Annotated in this window: 13 protein-coding genes and 4 pseudogenes; 11 read left to right on the top strand and 6 right to left on the bottom strand. The window is 68.0% G+C overall.

What is annotated here, in order from left to right; all coding sequences use genetic code 11:
• A pseudogene (locus NI18_RS27290) lies at nucleotides 1-662 on the top strand (hypothetical protein); the annotation flags it as partial.
• Nucleotides 566-1,279: a metallophosphoesterase gene (locus NI18_RS27285; RefSeq protein ID WP_347574878.1), complete on the top strand. Its 714-nt coding sequence runs from the start codon at nucleotides 566-568 to the stop codon at nucleotides 1,277-1,279. The pseudogene NI18_RS27290 and the gene NI18_RS27285, both read left to right, overlap by 97 nt.
• On the opposite strand, the gene NI18_RS17225 is transcribed toward NI18_RS27285, so the two are convergent.
• The gene (locus tag NI18_RS17225; RefSeq protein WP_037531747.1) at nucleotides 1,242-2,513 is read right to left on the bottom strand and encodes an FAD-dependent oxidoreductase; all 1,272 of its coding nucleotides are present in this window, start codon (nucleotides 2,511-2,513) and stop codon (nucleotides 1,242-1,244) included. The two genes, NI18_RS27285 and NI18_RS17225, sit on opposite strands and share 38 nt — an antisense overlap.
• A 235-nt stretch (nucleotides 2,514-2,748) precedes the next feature.
• Here NI18_RS17225 and NI18_RS17220 point away from each other — a divergent pair.
• From NI18_RS17220 to NI18_RS17195, 6 genes and pseudogenes are all read left to right on the top strand, one after another.
• Nucleotides 2,749-3,267 (top strand): annotated as a pseudogene (locus tag NI18_RS17220) (gluconokinase).
• Nucleotides 3,268-3,284: 17 nt separating this feature from the next.
• Nucleotides 3,285-4,460, top strand: coding sequence for a Gfo/Idh/MocA family oxidoreductase (locus NI18_RS17215; protein ID WP_198527057.1), 1,176 nt, complete (start codon nucleotides 3,285-3,287; stop codon nucleotides 4,458-4,460).
• Nucleotides 4,460-4,945 (top strand): cupin domain-containing protein, encoded by a 486-nt coding sequence (locus NI18_RS17210; RefSeq protein ID WP_037531745.1) that lies wholly within the window; start codon nucleotides 4,460-4,462, stop codon nucleotides 4,943-4,945. Before NI18_RS17215 ends, NI18_RS17210 begins: the two co-directional genes overlap by 1 nt.
• 338 nt (nucleotides 4,946-5,283) lie before the next feature.
• Nucleotides 5,284-5,786, top strand: a pseudogene (locus NI18_RS17205) (MucR family transcriptional regulator).
• A gap of 128 nt (nucleotides 5,787-5,914) precedes the next feature.
• Complete coding sequence (locus tag NI18_RS17200; RefSeq protein WP_157840570.1) at nucleotides 5,915-6,742, top strand: NUDIX domain-containing protein; 828 nt, start codon at nucleotides 5,915-5,917, stop codon at nucleotides 6,740-6,742.
• Entirely contained in the window at nucleotides 6,694-7,425 is a 732-nt protein-coding gene (locus tag NI18_RS17195; protein WP_037531743.1) for an extensin family protein, read from the top strand. The genes NI18_RS17200 and NI18_RS17195 overlap by 49 nt, the downstream gene beginning before the upstream one ends.
• Nucleotides 7,426-7,429: 4 nt before the next feature.
• Here NI18_RS17195 and NI18_RS17190 read toward each other — a convergent pair whose 3' ends face one another.
• The 4 genes and pseudogenes from NI18_RS17190 to NI18_RS17175 form a co-directional block, all read right to left on the bottom strand.
• Entirely contained in the window at nucleotides 7,430-7,972 is a 543-nt protein-coding gene (locus NI18_RS17190; protein ID WP_236559025.1) for a hypothetical protein, read from the bottom strand.
• A gap of 264 nt (nucleotides 7,973-8,236) precedes the next feature.
• On the bottom strand, nucleotides 8,237-8,545 hold the full coding sequence (locus tag NI18_RS17185) for a hypothetical protein (protein WP_037531739.1): 309 nt from the start codon (nucleotides 8,543-8,545) through the stop codon (nucleotides 8,237-8,239).
• A gap of 93 nt (nucleotides 8,546-8,638) precedes the next feature.
• Nucleotides 8,639-9,431: pseudogene (locus NI18_RS17180) on the bottom strand (transglutaminase family protein).
• Nucleotides 9,432-9,513: 82 nt separating this feature from the next.
• Nucleotides 9,514-10,263, bottom strand: coding sequence for a Bax inhibitor-1/YccA family protein (locus tag NI18_RS17175; protein WP_031440668.1), 750 nt, complete (start codon nucleotides 10,261-10,263; stop codon nucleotides 9,514-9,516).
• A 119-nt stretch (nucleotides 10,264-10,382) separates the two neighbouring features.
• Here NI18_RS17175 and thpR point away from each other — a divergent pair, with 119 nt between their 5' ends.
• Nucleotides 10,383-10,985 (top strand): RNA 2',3'-cyclic phosphodiesterase, encoded by a 603-nt coding sequence (thpR, locus tag NI18_RS17170; RefSeq protein ID WP_042467069.1) that lies wholly within the window; start codon nucleotides 10,383-10,385, stop codon nucleotides 10,983-10,985.
• A 12-nt stretch (nucleotides 10,986-10,997) separates the two neighbouring features.
• Nucleotides 10,998-11,534 (top strand): superoxide dismutase family protein, encoded by a 537-nt coding sequence (locus NI18_RS17165; RefSeq protein WP_037531737.1) that lies wholly within the window; start codon nucleotides 10,998-11,000, stop codon nucleotides 11,532-11,534.
• Nucleotides 11,535-11,576: 42 nt separating this feature from the next.
• Here NI18_RS17165 and NI18_RS17160 read toward each other — a convergent pair whose 3' ends face one another.
• Nucleotides 11,577-13,175: an MFS transporter gene (locus tag NI18_RS17160; protein WP_037531736.1), complete on the bottom strand. Its 1,599-nt coding sequence runs from the start codon at nucleotides 13,173-13,175 to the stop codon at nucleotides 11,577-11,579.
• Between the two features lie 297 nt (nucleotides 13,176-13,472).
• On the opposite strand from NI18_RS17160, the gene NI18_RS17155 reads away from it, so the two are divergent.
• The coding region (locus NI18_RS17155) for a hypothetical protein (protein WP_198527056.1) at nucleotides 13,473-13,817 on the top strand (345 nt) is incomplete at its 3' end.

The raw sequence follows: 13,817 nt of genomic DNA, 5'->3' as shown, positions 1-13,817 counted from the left end.
GTGCGCCGTTCGACCGCGCGCCCACCCGCGAGCGGCTGACCGGTCTGCCTCGCGCCGGCGGGTCCGGCGGGCCTTGCGACGCACGGCCAACTCCCCCACAGGCGGCGCGGGGACGAACGGAGACCGTCATTTTCAATCTCATTTTCGCGACGCCCTGCCTGGTCGTCCTTGCCCGCTGGCTCTGGCCGCTGTCGATGTCGCTCTGGCTCAAGGCCGGCGTGGCGCTGCTGCTGCTGGTCGCCTCGCAGTTTCATTTCTGGAACCGGCTGTCCTCGGGATCGATCTTCGCGCCCGAGTTTCCGCGCAGCGTCGTCATCCTGTTCAACTGGGCGTTCGCGGCGATCGTGCTGCTCGCGATGCTCCAGCTGCTGCTCGACATCGGCACGCTCGCGACCGCGATCCTGCGTCGTAGCACCACCGCCGCGCCAGACGGCCTGCGTTATGCGATCGCGGGGCTCGCGGCGCTGATCTCCGCGATCGGCGTCTCGAACGCGCTGCGCGTGCCGCCGGTCAAGGACGTCGCGGTCACGATCACCGGGCTGCGCCGCGGTTCGAGGGGTATCGCATCCTCCAGCTCACCGATCTGCACATCAGCCGGCTGTTCCCCGCGCGCTGGGCCGAGGCGGTGGTCACCCGCGCCAATGCGGCAGGCACCGACCTGATCGTCGTCACCGGCGACTTCATCGACGGATCGGTCGCAATGCGCCGCGCCGACGTTGCCCCGCTACGCGCGCTCCGCGCCCCCGACGGCGTCTATGCGATCCCGGGCAATCACGAATATTTCTTCGATTACGCCGCCTGGATGCGGCACCTCGACGGGCTCGGCTTCCGGATGCTCCCCAACAGCCATGCCGTGCTGTCCCGCGGCGACGCGCAGCTGGTGCTCGCCGGGCTCACCGATCTCTCCGCCCCCTCGGTCGGCCAGCCCGGTCCCGATCTCGACAGCGCGTTGCGCGGCGCGCCCGCGGGTGCGCCGGTAGTGCTGCTCGATCACCAGCCGCGCAACGCCGCAGCGCACGGCGTCGCGCTCCAGCTGTCGGGGCATACGCATGGCGGCGTCGCGCCCGGCTTCGACCGCCTGTTCGCGCGCGCCAATGGCGGGTTCGTATCCGGCCGCTACGACGTCGCGGGGATGACGCTCTATGTCGGCAACGGCACCGGCCTGTGGCCGGGCTTCGCGGTCCGGCTCGGCCGCCCGTCAGAGATGACGCGCTTCACGCTGCACGCCGCCGGGCCGGACCTCAATCCGCGGGCACCAGCGTCTTCAGATCGACCGTGATGTCGGCCAGCAGCGCCAGCTCGACCCGCGCCGACGCGACCACCAGCGCCCGCCCCTGCACATAATCCCGCGTCTTGTTGACGCAGTCGAGCGCGATTACCCGCCCCGCCTTCAGATATACCACCGAGAAGCTGCGCGTCGCCGGATCGCCGCGCAGCAGCGCGAGATCATGCCCCGTCGACAGCCCGACGCTCTGAAGTTTCAGGTCATACTGGTTCGACCAGAACCACGGCACTGCGCCATAGGCCTCCTCCACGCCGGTCAGCGCCTTGGCGACGATCGCCGCCTGGTCGTTCGCGTTCTGCACCGATTCCACGCGGATCACGTCCCCGCCGGCAAAGCGGCTGGCGTGCGCCGCGCAATCGCCGACCGCAAAGACATCGGCCAGGCTCGTGCGACACTGCGCGTCGACCATCACCCCCGTTACCCCCCGCCGAACCGCGCCTGCGGCGATCAGCTGCGCGACCGCGGGCACGATGCCGATCCCGACGATGACCATCTCGCACGGCAGCACCGTATCGTCGGCGAGCCGGACGCCCGATGCGGCCCCGTCGGCGCCCTCGATCGCCGCCACCGTTACGCCGGTCCGCAGATCGACGCCGTGCGCGCGGTGCTCGGCCTCGTAGAAACGCGACAGCGCCGCTCCCGCCACCCGCGCGAGCACCCGGTCCTGCGCCTCGAGGACCGTCACCTGCTTGCCGAGCTTGGTCAGCACCGCCGCCGCCTCGAGCCCGATATAGCCGCCGCCGACGACCACGACCCGCGTGACACTCGGCAGTTCGGCGATCATCCGGTCGACATCCTCGCGGGTGCGCACGCCGTGGACCCCGGCGAGATCATGCCCGTCGCACCCCAGCCGCCGCGGCGATCCCCCCGCGGCCCAGACGAGCGTGCCGTAGTGCAGGCTCGTCGCGTCGGCGCTCTCGGTCGCCTGCGCGTCGACATGGCGGACACAATGCGCGGCTGCATCGATATGGCTGACGCGACGCCCGGGGATCAGCGTGATCCCGCGCTCCTCCCAGAAGCTGGCAGGGCGCAACAGGATGCGATCGAACGCCTTTTCGCCGGACAGATAGTCCTTCGACAGCGGCGGCCGCTCATAGGGAGGCGACGTCTCGTCACCGATCAGCCCGATCGTCCCCGCATAGCCGCGTTGTCGCAGCGCGATCGCGACCTGCGCACCGGCATGGCCGGCCCCGACGATCAGGACGTCATGATGATTGCGAGCGGACATGCATCGACCTCTGTGATTGGCCGGTCTCGATGCCCGTCCCGACGCCGGTCGACAAGGGCGCGACGATGGTCGTAATGGCCAATCATCGCGATCGACCGGATAGAGGCCTGGAACCAGGCGCCGCCGGACGCGCTCAAACCGCGAGTCAGGAACTGTGCAAACCACCCCCTCCCCCCAGGCCCGCTCCGGCGACGGCATGCCCCACGGGGTCCCGCGCGGTTGCGCGATCATCGTCATGGGCGTCAGCGGCAGCGGCAAGTCGACGCTCGGCCAGCGTCTCGCCGATCAGACCGGCGACCGCTTCCTCGAGGGCGATGGCTTCCACAGCGCGGAGGCGGTCGCAAGATGCGCGCCGGCCATCCGCTCGACGACGCGACCGTTGGCCCTGGCTCGACCGGGTCGGTCACGCGATCGGCGACGCGGTCGCGGCGGACGGCTTTGCGGTCGCCGCCTGCTCCGCGCTGAAGCGGGTCTATCGCGAGCGGCTCGGCGCTGCGGCGGGCGTCCCGCTGCTGTTCGTGCTGCTCGACACCGATCCGGCGGAACTCGCGCGACGGCTCGGCGCGCGCGCGGGCATTACATGCCGGCCAGCCTGCTCGACAGCCAGCGCGCGACGCTCGAGCGTCCGGGGCCCGACGAAACCGCGATCACGCTCGATGCGCAGGCGACGCCCGACACGCTGGTACGCGACGTGTGGGCCTGGATCGATGACCGCGCCAGCGCGGATGGCGCTAACGGCGCGGATCGGCGATAAGATCGACCAAGGTCGTAATGGCCACAGGGCAACTGGTGGCCGAACAGGGTGGCCAACAGCGCTTGCAGGATGGGGGATCTGATCGTGACGATAGGACGACGCGAATTTGTCATCGGCGCAACCGCGCTGGCCGCGGTGCCCGCGATCACGCAGGCGGCCCCCCGACGCGCAAGCTCGGCTATGCGATCGTCGGGCTGGGCTATTACGGGCTCGACGTCATCATCCCCGAATTCGCCAAATGCGCGCACAGCCGGCTCGCCGCGGTGGTCAGCGGTGACCCCGCCAAGGCGCGCCGCGTCGCGGCCGCGCACGGCCTGCCCGACCGGTCGGTCTACAGCTATGCGACCTTCGACCGGATCCGCGACAATCCCGATATCGATATCGTCTATATCTGCCTGCCCAACGCGATGCATGCCGAGTACACGATCCGCGCCGCGCGCGCCGGCAAGCATGTGCTGTGCGAAAAGCCGATGGCGGTCTCGGTCGCCGAATGCGAGGCGATGATCGCGGCCTGCAAGGCGGCGGATCGCAAGCTGATGATCGGCTATCGCTGCCATTTCGAGCCCTGCAATGTCGAGGCGATGCGGCTCGCGCGCGCGGGGACGATGGGCAGGACGCGTTACGTCCGGTCCGAACACGGCTTCGTCCAGCGCGATCCGTCGAAGTGGCGGCTGAACAAAGCGCTGGCGGGCGGGGGCTCGCTGATGGACATGGGCATCTACAGCCTCCAGGCCGCACGCTACATGACCGGCGAGGAGCCCGTCGCGGTGACCGCGCGCGAGTCCACCGATCGCACCGATCCGCGGTTTCGCGAGGTCGAGGACATGATCGACTGGACGCTCGAATTTGCGTCCGGCGCGATCGCCAGCTGCCAGTCGATGTACAGCGCGAACCAGAACCACATCCTGATGATGGGCGAACGCGGCCGGATCGAGCTCGAACCCGCGACCCGCTATGCCGACAACCGGATGTGGACGGGCGCCGACGGCCGCGAACGCGATGTCACGCCAGCAGCATCCGGCCGAACCCAGTTCGCCGGCCAGCTCGATCATCTCGTCACCTGCATCCGCACCGATCGCGAACCGATGGTGTCGGGCGCGGAGGGCCTGCGCGACCTGCGTATCGTCGAGGCGATCTATCGCTCGGCGCGCGAGGGGCGGACGATCCGGCTGGCATCGGGCACCAAGGCGTGATGCGCGTGCTGCTCGCGCTGGCGACGGTCGCGGTCGCCACGGTCGCGCCGGCGCAGGAAGCGGCGCGCGATTTCGTCGCAGCGACCGATATCCCCCGCGCGGTCGCGGCGCTCGAAGCGACGATGAAACCGGGTCAGGGCTTTGCGATGCAGACGCTCGTCAGCGGCGGCGGCAGCGTCGTCGTGCTCGAATATTGGAAAGCCGAAGGCCGTCCTGCGGTGCATCCCGACGAGAATGAATATGCGACCGTCGTCGCGGGATCGGGGACGTTGCTTTCGGGTGGACGCTTGGTCGATCCGCATGTCGTCAATCCCGGCCTCACCGACGGTGCGCGGATCGAGGGCGGCACGACCCGCGCGCTCCGCCCCGGCGACGTCCTGCTGATCCCCGCCGGCGTTCCGCACGGCTTCGGTGTCGGGCCCGAAGGGCTGGTCCTGCTCGGTACCAAGATCACGCCGCGCCGACCGGCTGTCCCTGCGCGATAAGATGCGTCTGCCAATCGCGACGTCCCGATCGGGCGTCTCGATCCGCAACCTGATCTGCCGGATCTGACGACTGCGCCGGATGTCGGACCCGCTGCGAGCGCACGCATGCTACAACCGCGAATGCGCGTATTTGTGAGGATCTATAGGGTTGGTCTGGCGCGCGTATAAACTCAGCAAATCGCAAGATCAGCACCCGGATTCGATGTCGCGAACAGAATTCCCGGTCAATTGAGCGCTTTAATAATATTTGCGGGTGTCATTTTCTGCCAATAGCGCGTAGTCGCGCGAATGGAGGGGGAAAATTTTTCAACAATCAAGGATCCCGTGTGACCGAAACCATCAATACCGTCGAACTGGCGGCAGAACTGACGGCAGCCTGGCTGGCGAACCCCAACACCCGCACCGCTGCCGAAGACGTTCCTGCGTTTCTCCTGTCGATGCACACCGCCGTGACCAAGCTCACGACCGGCGCAGAGATGACGGGCGATACCGCCGAGGCGACGACCTATGAGCCCGCCGTGACGGCGCGCAAGTCGCTTGCATCGCCTGACCACATCGTCTCGATGATCGACGGCAAGAAGTACAAGACACTGCGTCGCCACCTGACGACGCATGGCATGACGCCGGAGCAGTATCGCGAACGCTTCAACCTGAGGCCGACTATCCGATGGTCGCTGCGACCTATTCGGAAGCACGCCGTGCGATGGCGAAGTCGATCGGCCTCGGCCGCAAGGCGGGCTCGAAGGTCGAAGCCGCTGCGGAAGACGCAGGCAAGACTTCGCGCAAGACCGGCAAGGCCGCGCTCGATGCCGCCAAGCGTACGCTCGGCAGCGACGATTGATGCGCCACGGGGAGGGCTGATCGCCCTCCCCGACCGTTAAAGCCATTCTGAGCGCTCTGCCGGTCGCGCTCTGAATCACGCTATAATGCCGTCTGGCCCGATCCGGGTTTCGCGCGTTACACAGATCGATGACCGAACCGATCTCTCCCGCCATTCCGGCTGCCACGTTGGTGATCTTTCGCGATCGCCCGTCGCTCGCCCCCGAACTGCTGATGGTCGAACGCGCGGGATCGATGGCGTTTGCCGGCGGTGCACTCGTCTTCCCCGGTGGCCGGGTCGACCCCGCCGACCGCATTCTAGCAGAGCAACTTATCCCGCAGCCCGCTGATCCGGTCATGATTGACGAGGTCGCCGCCCGCATCGCCGCAATCCGCGAGACGATCGAGGAGGTCGGGCTCGCCATCGGTCTTCATCCCGCACCGTCCGCCGATACGCTCGCGACACTTCGCGCGGCGCTGCATGCCGGACGGGAACTGGGGCCGATGCTCGACGAGCTGGGGCTCCGCTGTGATCCGCACTTGCTCACCTATTTCGCGCGGTGGCGACCCGCGCATCATCTGACCCGCATCTTCGACACACGCTTCTATCTCGCGCGTCTGCCTGCCGACGCCGCCCCCGCCCGCGTCGACGAGACGGAGAATGTCCGCCTGCTCTGGGCGACCGCTGCAGAGATCCTCGCGCATGCCGATGCCGGCCGCGCACAGGTGATCTTCCCCACCCGCCGCAACCTCGAACGCCTCGCGCTGTTCGCCGGCTTCGACGACGCGGTCGACGACACACGGCGCAGACCGGTCCGCACCGTGACGCCGTGGATCGAGCCGCGCGACGGGATCGATCATTTCTGCATTCCCGACGATCTTGGCTATCCGGTGACCAGCGAGCCCGTCACCCGCGTGGCGCACGGCTCATGCGCACGGTGCGACGGACACTGGGCTGGATCGTCGCGCTGGCTGTGATCGCGGGTCTCGGACTGATACTCTGGTCGACCCTGCGCGGTCGGCCGCAGGATCTGCCCTGGACCCCGCTCGACCTCGGCCAGCCGATCGGGCTGATGACCGGGCGCAAGCTCAACGCGCTGACTCAGTCCTATCCCGCCTGTCAGGCCGCGCTCGAGCGTGCCGGTGTCCGCTACACCGCACTGCCGCCTCGCAGCGGCGAAGGCCAATGCGGCTATAGCGACGGCGTTCGGTTCACATCCGGTGGCGCGCGACGGACCGACTTCGCGCCCGCGGGTCTCGGCATCGCCTGTCCGGTCGCCGCCGCGCTCGCGATATGGGAATGGAATGTCGTCCAGCCCGCGGCCGAACGGCATTTCGGCACCAAGGTCACGAGCATCGACCATTTCGGCAGCTATAGCTGTCGCCGCATCTACGGCCGCGATGCCGGCACGTGGAGCGAGCATTCGACCGCCGACGCGGTCGACATTGCCGGCTTTCGGCTGGGCAATGGCACGCGGATTACCGTAGCCCGCGACTGGAAAGGCGATGCCGCCAAGGCCGCCTTCCTCCGGGAGGTACGCGACGGCGCCTGCCAGCTGTTCGCGACGACGCTCTCGCCCGATTACAACGCCGCACATGCCGACCACTTCCATCTCGATCAGGCGGATCGCGGCGCGATGGGCTGGCGCGCCTGCCGCTGAGCCGTCAGGTGGCGAGCGACGTCCCGCTGTCGACCTTCTCCACCCAATAGGGAAAGAAGACCGGCTCCCGGCTCGACCAGCCCGACGCGGTCGCCGCGGCTTCGCTGATGGATTGGAGCAGCTTGCGGCGCAGTTCGGGGTGGAGATGCGGCAACGCCGCCGCCGCGCAGAAGGCGGACGGCAGCCACGGTCGGACATCCGCGCCGGCAAGCCGCTCGTACAGGAACCGGAACGCGGAAAAGCTCGTCAGCCGCCCCTGCCCCAGATCGAACGCGGCCAGCGTCACCAGTTTTCCCAGAAACCGGTCCGCCCCGCCGAGCCCCGCATCCTCGGGCAGAAGCTCGCGAAGATCGTCAAGACCAAGATAGAGCCGCGCCTGTGCACGGATGCTGGCCTCCTCGACCACGTCGCGCGACCAGCGCGTCATCGCATCCTCGCGATCGAGGCCGACATCGAGCGAACGCCGGATATAACGCTGCGTCGCGCTGGAAAAGCCTGCGAATTCCTTCATCTCGGCGAGCGTCGTGATGCCCTTTGCCGGTTTCATCCGTGAAGCCATATCGTCACCCCGCCTTGCTGCAAGTAACAGGCGTTCCCATGCATTTGGGGCAGAGGAGGGTCCCTAACGCATCGTCACGTCACGGGTATAAGCGACCATGAAATCTGTTGCGCTGCAACACGCAATGCGACCAGTCGAGGCCAGACATCAAACTTTTCGCCAAGGGCGGTATTTACGCAACATTAGAACTTGGAATGTCGGAGCGCCGCCCGCGCCCGGCATCGGCCGGGCGCGAGCAGACTCCCCGATAGATCAGCTGTTCTTTTCGGACAGCTTGCGTTCTGCTTCGGCATCATAGCCCGACGACGGCGCCGGCCCCTGATTGTGCACCGGCTGAGTCGAGGCGGGCGGATCGCTCGCATCCATCGACTCGTCGAGCGCATTGTCGAGACGCGCATCGTTGCTCGACGGGTTCTTCTGCAGCCGCTTGCCGATCGACTTGTCCTGACCGGCCTCCTGGCGCGGGTCGCGGCCGTCGGTCCGGCCGTTGGCAGCATCGCCATCCTGCCCATCCGGTGCAACCGACAGGCTGTCGAGCGCGCGTTTGTCGATATCGTTCATGTCGAGACTCCTGTGAAAATCGTTACGGACGCAAACGGTTCAGCACGCCCGGTGTTCCTGCCGCTGCGACGAGCGACTCGCGTCGCGGACCGGTCACGCAGTTTCGTCGTCGAGCGCGCGGACCCGGACAGTCTGCGTCCACAGCGTCGCCTGCCCGAACACCGTCATGAACGCGATGTCGGTGGCGTCGCGCCCGATGCAGACACGCGCGATATCGCCGCACGACGCCATCCCCGTCGGATCGACCAGCCGCCACGCGCCATCGAGCCAGAGCTCGGCGACCGCGTGGAAGTCGGGCGGATCGACCCCCGGCGCATAGGCCGAGACGCAGCGCGCCGGGATCCCCCCCCGCGCGTGCGAGCGCGACCAGCAGATGCGCATAGTCGCGGCACACGCCCGAACGCGACGCGAAGGTGTCGAGCGCGGTCGTCTCGCCCGAACTCGATCCCATCCGGTAATCGAGCGCATTGCCGACCCAGGCACTCAGCGCCGCCGCCAGCGCGCCGCCGTCGAGCCCGGGAAACTCGCGCGCGACGAACCCCTCGAACCGGTCCGACTGGCAATAGCGGCTTGGCATCAGATAGGCGGTGACGTCACCGGGCAGCAGCCGGGGCGGCGTGGTGCCATAGGCGCCGAGCGCGACGACCGGCCGCTCGACCTTCACCACCGCGCGGTACGCCGCGGTCAGCCGGCCATGCCCCCGCCGCCCAGCAACGCTGGCCGATGCCGTCCTCGCCCGGGACCGCGCGGATCGGGCTGTCCGACCAGATCGTCAGCGACTGCTCCTCGATCCGCTGGTCGGGCATCGCCGCCGCCTCGATCTGCAGCAACACGTCGCGTCGCCGGCAATTCCATAATCCAGATGAACGTCGATCGAGAGACGCATTGTGGTCTTAAATCCTGGCCAGGATGCAAAAACGGCCCGGCAGTTTCCCGCCGGACCGTCACTCAGAGAAGGTGCGAAGCGCTTAGTTGCGGCTGCTGCCGAACAGGCGAAGCACGAACATGAACATGTTGATGAAGTCGAGATACAGGCTCAGTGCCGACATGATCACGACCTTGCCGACCATGTCCGTACCCGCGACCTGCATGTACAGGCTCTTGGTACGCTGCGTGTCATAGGCCGTCAGACCCGCGAACAGCAGCACGCCGACGCCGCTGATGACCAGCTGCATGACACCCGACTGGAGGAAGATGTTGATGATGCTCGCCACCAGCAGACCGACCACGCCGATGATCAGGAACGTCCCGAACGCCGACAGATCACGCTTCGTGGTGTAACCGTACAGACTCAGCCCTGCGAAGCCGGCGGCGGTCGCGAAGAACGCGCTGGCGATCGACGTGCCGCTATAGACCAGGAAGATCGTCGACAGCGACAGACCCATCAGGATCGCAAAGCCCCAGAACAGCATCTGCAGCGTCGCGGTGCTCATCCGGTTCTGGCCGAAGCTCATGCCGAACACGATCGCGAGCGGCGCGAACATGATGACGTACTTCAGCGGACCGCCGCCCATGAACACCTGTGCGGCAGGCGACGATGCACCGCCCCAGGCGAACAGAAGCGCGACGATGCCGGTCAGCAGCACGCCCGAGCCCATATAGTTATAGACCGACAGCATGTACGAGCGGAGACCCGCGTCATATGCTGCCGAACCGGTGGTGGTGGCCGTCGCTCCGAACGGCGCGGCACGAGGCCGGGGATCAGACCAATTAGCCATTGAAATTACAACTCCTCTATCCGGCCACATGCCGCTTGCGTGCAACATCGGTGCTGGGAGGACGATTTTCAAGCGGAGACGTTCCCAATTCGGGGTGATCGGCGCTATCAATCCCGCCGATGCTACGCCTGTTTCTCGCGCTCCGCCCGCCCCTCCCCATCCGCGAGATGCTGTTCGACCTGATGGACGGGATCGGCGGTGCGCGCTGGCAGGATGACGAGCAGCTCCACGTCACGACGCGCTTCCTCGGCGAGGTCGATCCGCGTCTGGCCGACGACATCGTGACCGAGATCGACCGGCTCCGCCTGTCGCTGACGCCGGCGGCGCCAACGGTGGCGTTGCATGCGGTCGGTCAGTTCGCGAGCCGCGGGCGTACCGACACGCTCTGGGCGGGCGTCACCCCGCACGCCGCGCTCACCGCGCTGCACCGCAAGGTTGATCAGGCGGTGGTCCGCGCCGGGCTGCCACCCGATCGCCGCGCCTATCTGCCGCACGTCACGCTCGCGCGGCTGCCGCGGTCGCTCGGCACGTCGCCGGAGATCGACGGCTGGATCGCCCGCCATGCCGGGCTCGCCAGCGCGCCGTTTGCGATGACCCATCTGACGCTGTACCAGAGCCACCTCGGCCGCGACGGTGCCTGGTACGAACCACTGCTGCGCTGGCCGCTCGAACCCGACGCCGGAACCGCCGGCGACTTTGGCGGGTTCGCGTCGGATCAATAGGGAGAGACGGACATGCGGATTGCAACATTTGCGCTGGTCGGTGCAGCAGCGCTCACGCTGGCGGCCTGCGATCAGAAAGGGCTCGAGACCGGGACGCCGATCGCAGGCGGGCAGAGCGCACGCGCGATGCTGATGAACGCCGCCGGGGTCGATGTCGGCCGCGCGACCGCGACCGACGTTGCCGGCGGACTGCGCTTCACCGTCGACGCCAAGGCGCTGCCGCCGGGCACGCACGGCGTCCATATCCACACGACCGGTCGCTGCGACGCGCCCGACTTCACGACCGCGGGGGGCCATTGGAACCCGACGTCGATGAAGCACGGGTCGATGAACCCGCAGGGGCCGCATGAGGGCGATCTGCCCAACCTGATCACCGGCACCGACGGCCGCGGCACGGTCGGCGTCACGATCCCGGGTGCGACGATGGCCGGGCTGCTCGATGCCGATGGTTCGGCGTTCGTGGTCCATGCCGGTCCCGACGATTTGATGACCGACCCCGCCGGCAACAGCGGCGGCCGCATCGCCTGCGGCGTGTTCCAGCCGAGCTGAACCACTTAGCCTAGCCATGGCATCCTCGGCGAGGGACCATGGCTAGGCGACCTCCCCCGCCGCCCGGGCCCGCGCCTCGCGCGAGGCCTCGGCGGCAGGGACCAGCCGGTACGCCGCGACCGCCGCGGCCAGCGTGATCGGCACGCTGACCAGCAGCGACAGCATCCCGACCGACAGGCTCCCACTGAGCGTCGACACCCGACCCGCCAGATACGGCCCAAGCGCCAGCCCGATCAGCGTCGTGCCGATGAAGAAGGTCGCGGTCGCCGTTCCCCGCATCCGCGGCAGCACCAGATCCTGCGTTGTCGCCGCGGCGGCACCGAGCGCACAGCTCGCGGTGATCTGCGCGAGGAAGATTCCGGCATAGAAGGGCAGCGGCACCGACGCGGTAAAGGCGAGGCACAGGAACGGCACCGGCACGACCGCGCCGAAGATCACCACCAAAAGCCGCCCGGCAGGGTTGGTCCGCCGCAACCGGTCCGAGACCACTCCGCCCATCGTCAGCCCGAGAAACCCCGCAAGCGCGCCCAGCCCGCCGAGCAGGAACCCAGCGCTCGACGGCGTCGCGCCGAGCACGCGCAGCGCATAGGGCGCCGCCCAGAAGCTCGCCGCATAGCTCAGGAACGCGTTCAGGCCATAGGCGACGACCGTGCACAGGAACGCGGGCGTGCCGATGATCAGCGCGAAGGTCGGCGGATCGCGGCGGCGCAGCGCACAGGCCCAGGAGAACACGGCATAGACGCCGGTCCCGATCGCCACCCATTGCGGCCAGGGCTCGCCCGCTCCAACCAGTCCGACCACCGCCAGCGTGACGATCGCCAGCCCGGCGAGGTTGACGACGAACGCCCTGACCCCGCCCATCGCCGCACCGATCAGCGTCAGCGGCGGCACGATGGTCAGCAACTCGCCGGCGAAGGCGCGAAACGGTGCGGGGTGCGGCGCCGGTTCGGGAAGCCCCTCGACATGCCCGCGGATCGGTTCCCTCAGCGTCGCGATCCAGATCGCGAGCAGCAGACCCGGCACACCGACCGCCATGAACGCCGCCTGCCACCCGACCAGCCCGAACGGCCCGCCCCCCGGATAGGCCCGGTTCCAGCCCTGCACGATCGCCCCGCCGATAAACAGCGAGCAGCCGCCACCGACATAAAGCCCGGCCGAATAGATCGACAACGCAGTCGCACGCAGCCTTTTGGGGAAATAATCGGAAATCAGCGAATAGGCCGACGGGCTGGCGGTCGCCTCGCCGATGCCGACGCCGATCCGCGCCGCCGCGAGATGCCCGCCGGTCCGCGACAGGCCGGACACCGCCGTCATCACCGACCAGAGCGTCAGGCCGATCGTCATCAGCCGGACCCGGTGCCAATTGTCCGCAAGCCGCCCGAGCGGGATCCCGAACAGCGCATAGAAGACCCCGAACGCGGTCCCGTAGAGAAACCCGAGATCCTGATCCTTCAGCCCCAGATCACGCTTTATGTCCTCGGCAAGGATCGAGATGATCTGCCGGTCGACGAAGTTGAGCACATAGACCAGGAACAGGATCGACAGCACATACCAGCCATAGCGGGTCGCCCCCGCCTGCCCGTCCGGCTCGGCAGGCGGCGCCGCTTCTTCGAACTTCGATTGATCCGCGACCTGCGCCATGACCCCTCCGACCGTCGTTTTCGAGCAATCGGTATCAGAGGTTTCTTCGTATCAACAGCGGTTTCACGCGGTCGCGGTATGTCAGCCCGATGTCGCCTGACGCCGCCGGGTCGCACCCTGCTCCAGCCGCCGCAACAGCGACTCGATCGAAGGCGGTGACGGCGATGCAGCCGCGCCGGCGTATCGACCAGACGCGGCTCATGGCGCGCCGCACCGTTGACGGCGCCAACTGACGGTGGAGCCGACGATGGCGCTGACCAAGCCACCGAGACCCGCGGTGCGACCGGCTCGCTCACCATGATCGGGACCGTCGCGGCCTCCACCGGCTCGTCGATCGCGACGGATTCGTCGGCTAATGCTTCGACCCGCTCCTCGTCTTCCACCGGAGTGGCTGGCGCGACCGGCGCCGCCTCGGCCTGCACCAGCGGCGTGACCGGCCGGATCGGCGCCATCGGCACCGGCAGGATCGCATGCGGGTCGAACGCCGCGAGCGGCTGGTCGAGGTCCGCGGGGATCGATCGCTCGAGCGTGACCGGGTTCGCCGCGGTCACCTCCATCATCGGCGTGCCGAGATCGGCCGCGGTCATCGGCCGGCGTGGCGGCGCGTCGGGATGCGCATCGGCCCGGCGGACGACCGGCACG

This window comes from Sphingomonas sp. Ant20, assembly GCF_000783375.1.
In the GTDB taxonomy this organism is placed as follows: Bacteria; Pseudomonadota; Alphaproteobacteria; order Sphingomonadales; family Sphingomonadaceae; genus Sphingomonas; species Sphingomonas aerolata.
This window is presented reverse-complemented; position numbering and strand designations above follow the sequence as displayed.

What these genes read in the sequence shown, in the direction of transcription:
- NI18_RS17195 (WP_037531743.1), top strand. Translation starts at nt 6,694, where the DNA reads ATGCGCACGGTGCGACGGACACTGGGCTGGATCGTCGCGCTGGCTGTG.
- NI18_RS17215 (WP_198527057.1), top strand. Translation starts at nt 3,285, where the DNA reads ATGGCCACAGGGCAACTGGTGGCCGAACAGGGTGGCCAACAGCGCTTG.
- NI18_RS17200 (WP_157840570.1), top strand. Translation starts at nt 5,915, where the DNA reads ATGACCGAACCGATCTCTCCCGCCATTCCGGCTGCCACGTTGGTGATC.
- NI18_RS17225 (WP_037531747.1), bottom strand. Translation starts at nt 2,513, where the DNA reads ATGTCCGCTCGCAATCATCATGACGTCCTGATCGTCGGGGCCGGCCAT.
- NI18_RS17175 (WP_031440668.1), bottom strand. Translation starts at nt 10,263, where the DNA reads ATGGCTAATTGGTCTGATCCCCGGCCTCGTGCCGCGCCGTTCGGAGCG.
- NI18_RS17190 (WP_236559025.1), bottom strand. Translation starts at nt 7,972, where the DNA reads ATGAAACCGGCAAAGGGCATCACGACGCTCGCCGAGATGAAGGAATTC.
- thpR (WP_042467069.1), top strand. Translation starts at nt 10,383, where the DNA reads ATGCTACGCCTGTTTCTCGCGCTCCGCCCGCCCCTCCCCATCCGCGAG.
- NI18_RS17210 (WP_037531745.1), top strand. Translation starts at nt 4,460, where the DNA reads ATGCGCGTGCTGCTCGCGCTGGCGACGGTCGCGGTCGCCACGGTCGCG.
- NI18_RS17185 (WP_037531739.1), bottom strand. Translation starts at nt 8,545, where the DNA reads ATGAACGATATCGACAAACGCGCGCTCGACAGCCTGTCGGTTGCACCG.
- NI18_RS17160 (WP_037531736.1), bottom strand. Translation starts at nt 13,175, where the DNA reads ATGGCGCAGGTCGCGGATCAATCGAAGTTCGAAGAAGCGGCGCCGCCT.
- NI18_RS17165 (WP_037531737.1), top strand. Translation starts at nt 10,998, where the DNA reads ATGCGGATTGCAACATTTGCGCTGGTCGGTGCAGCAGCGCTCACGCTG.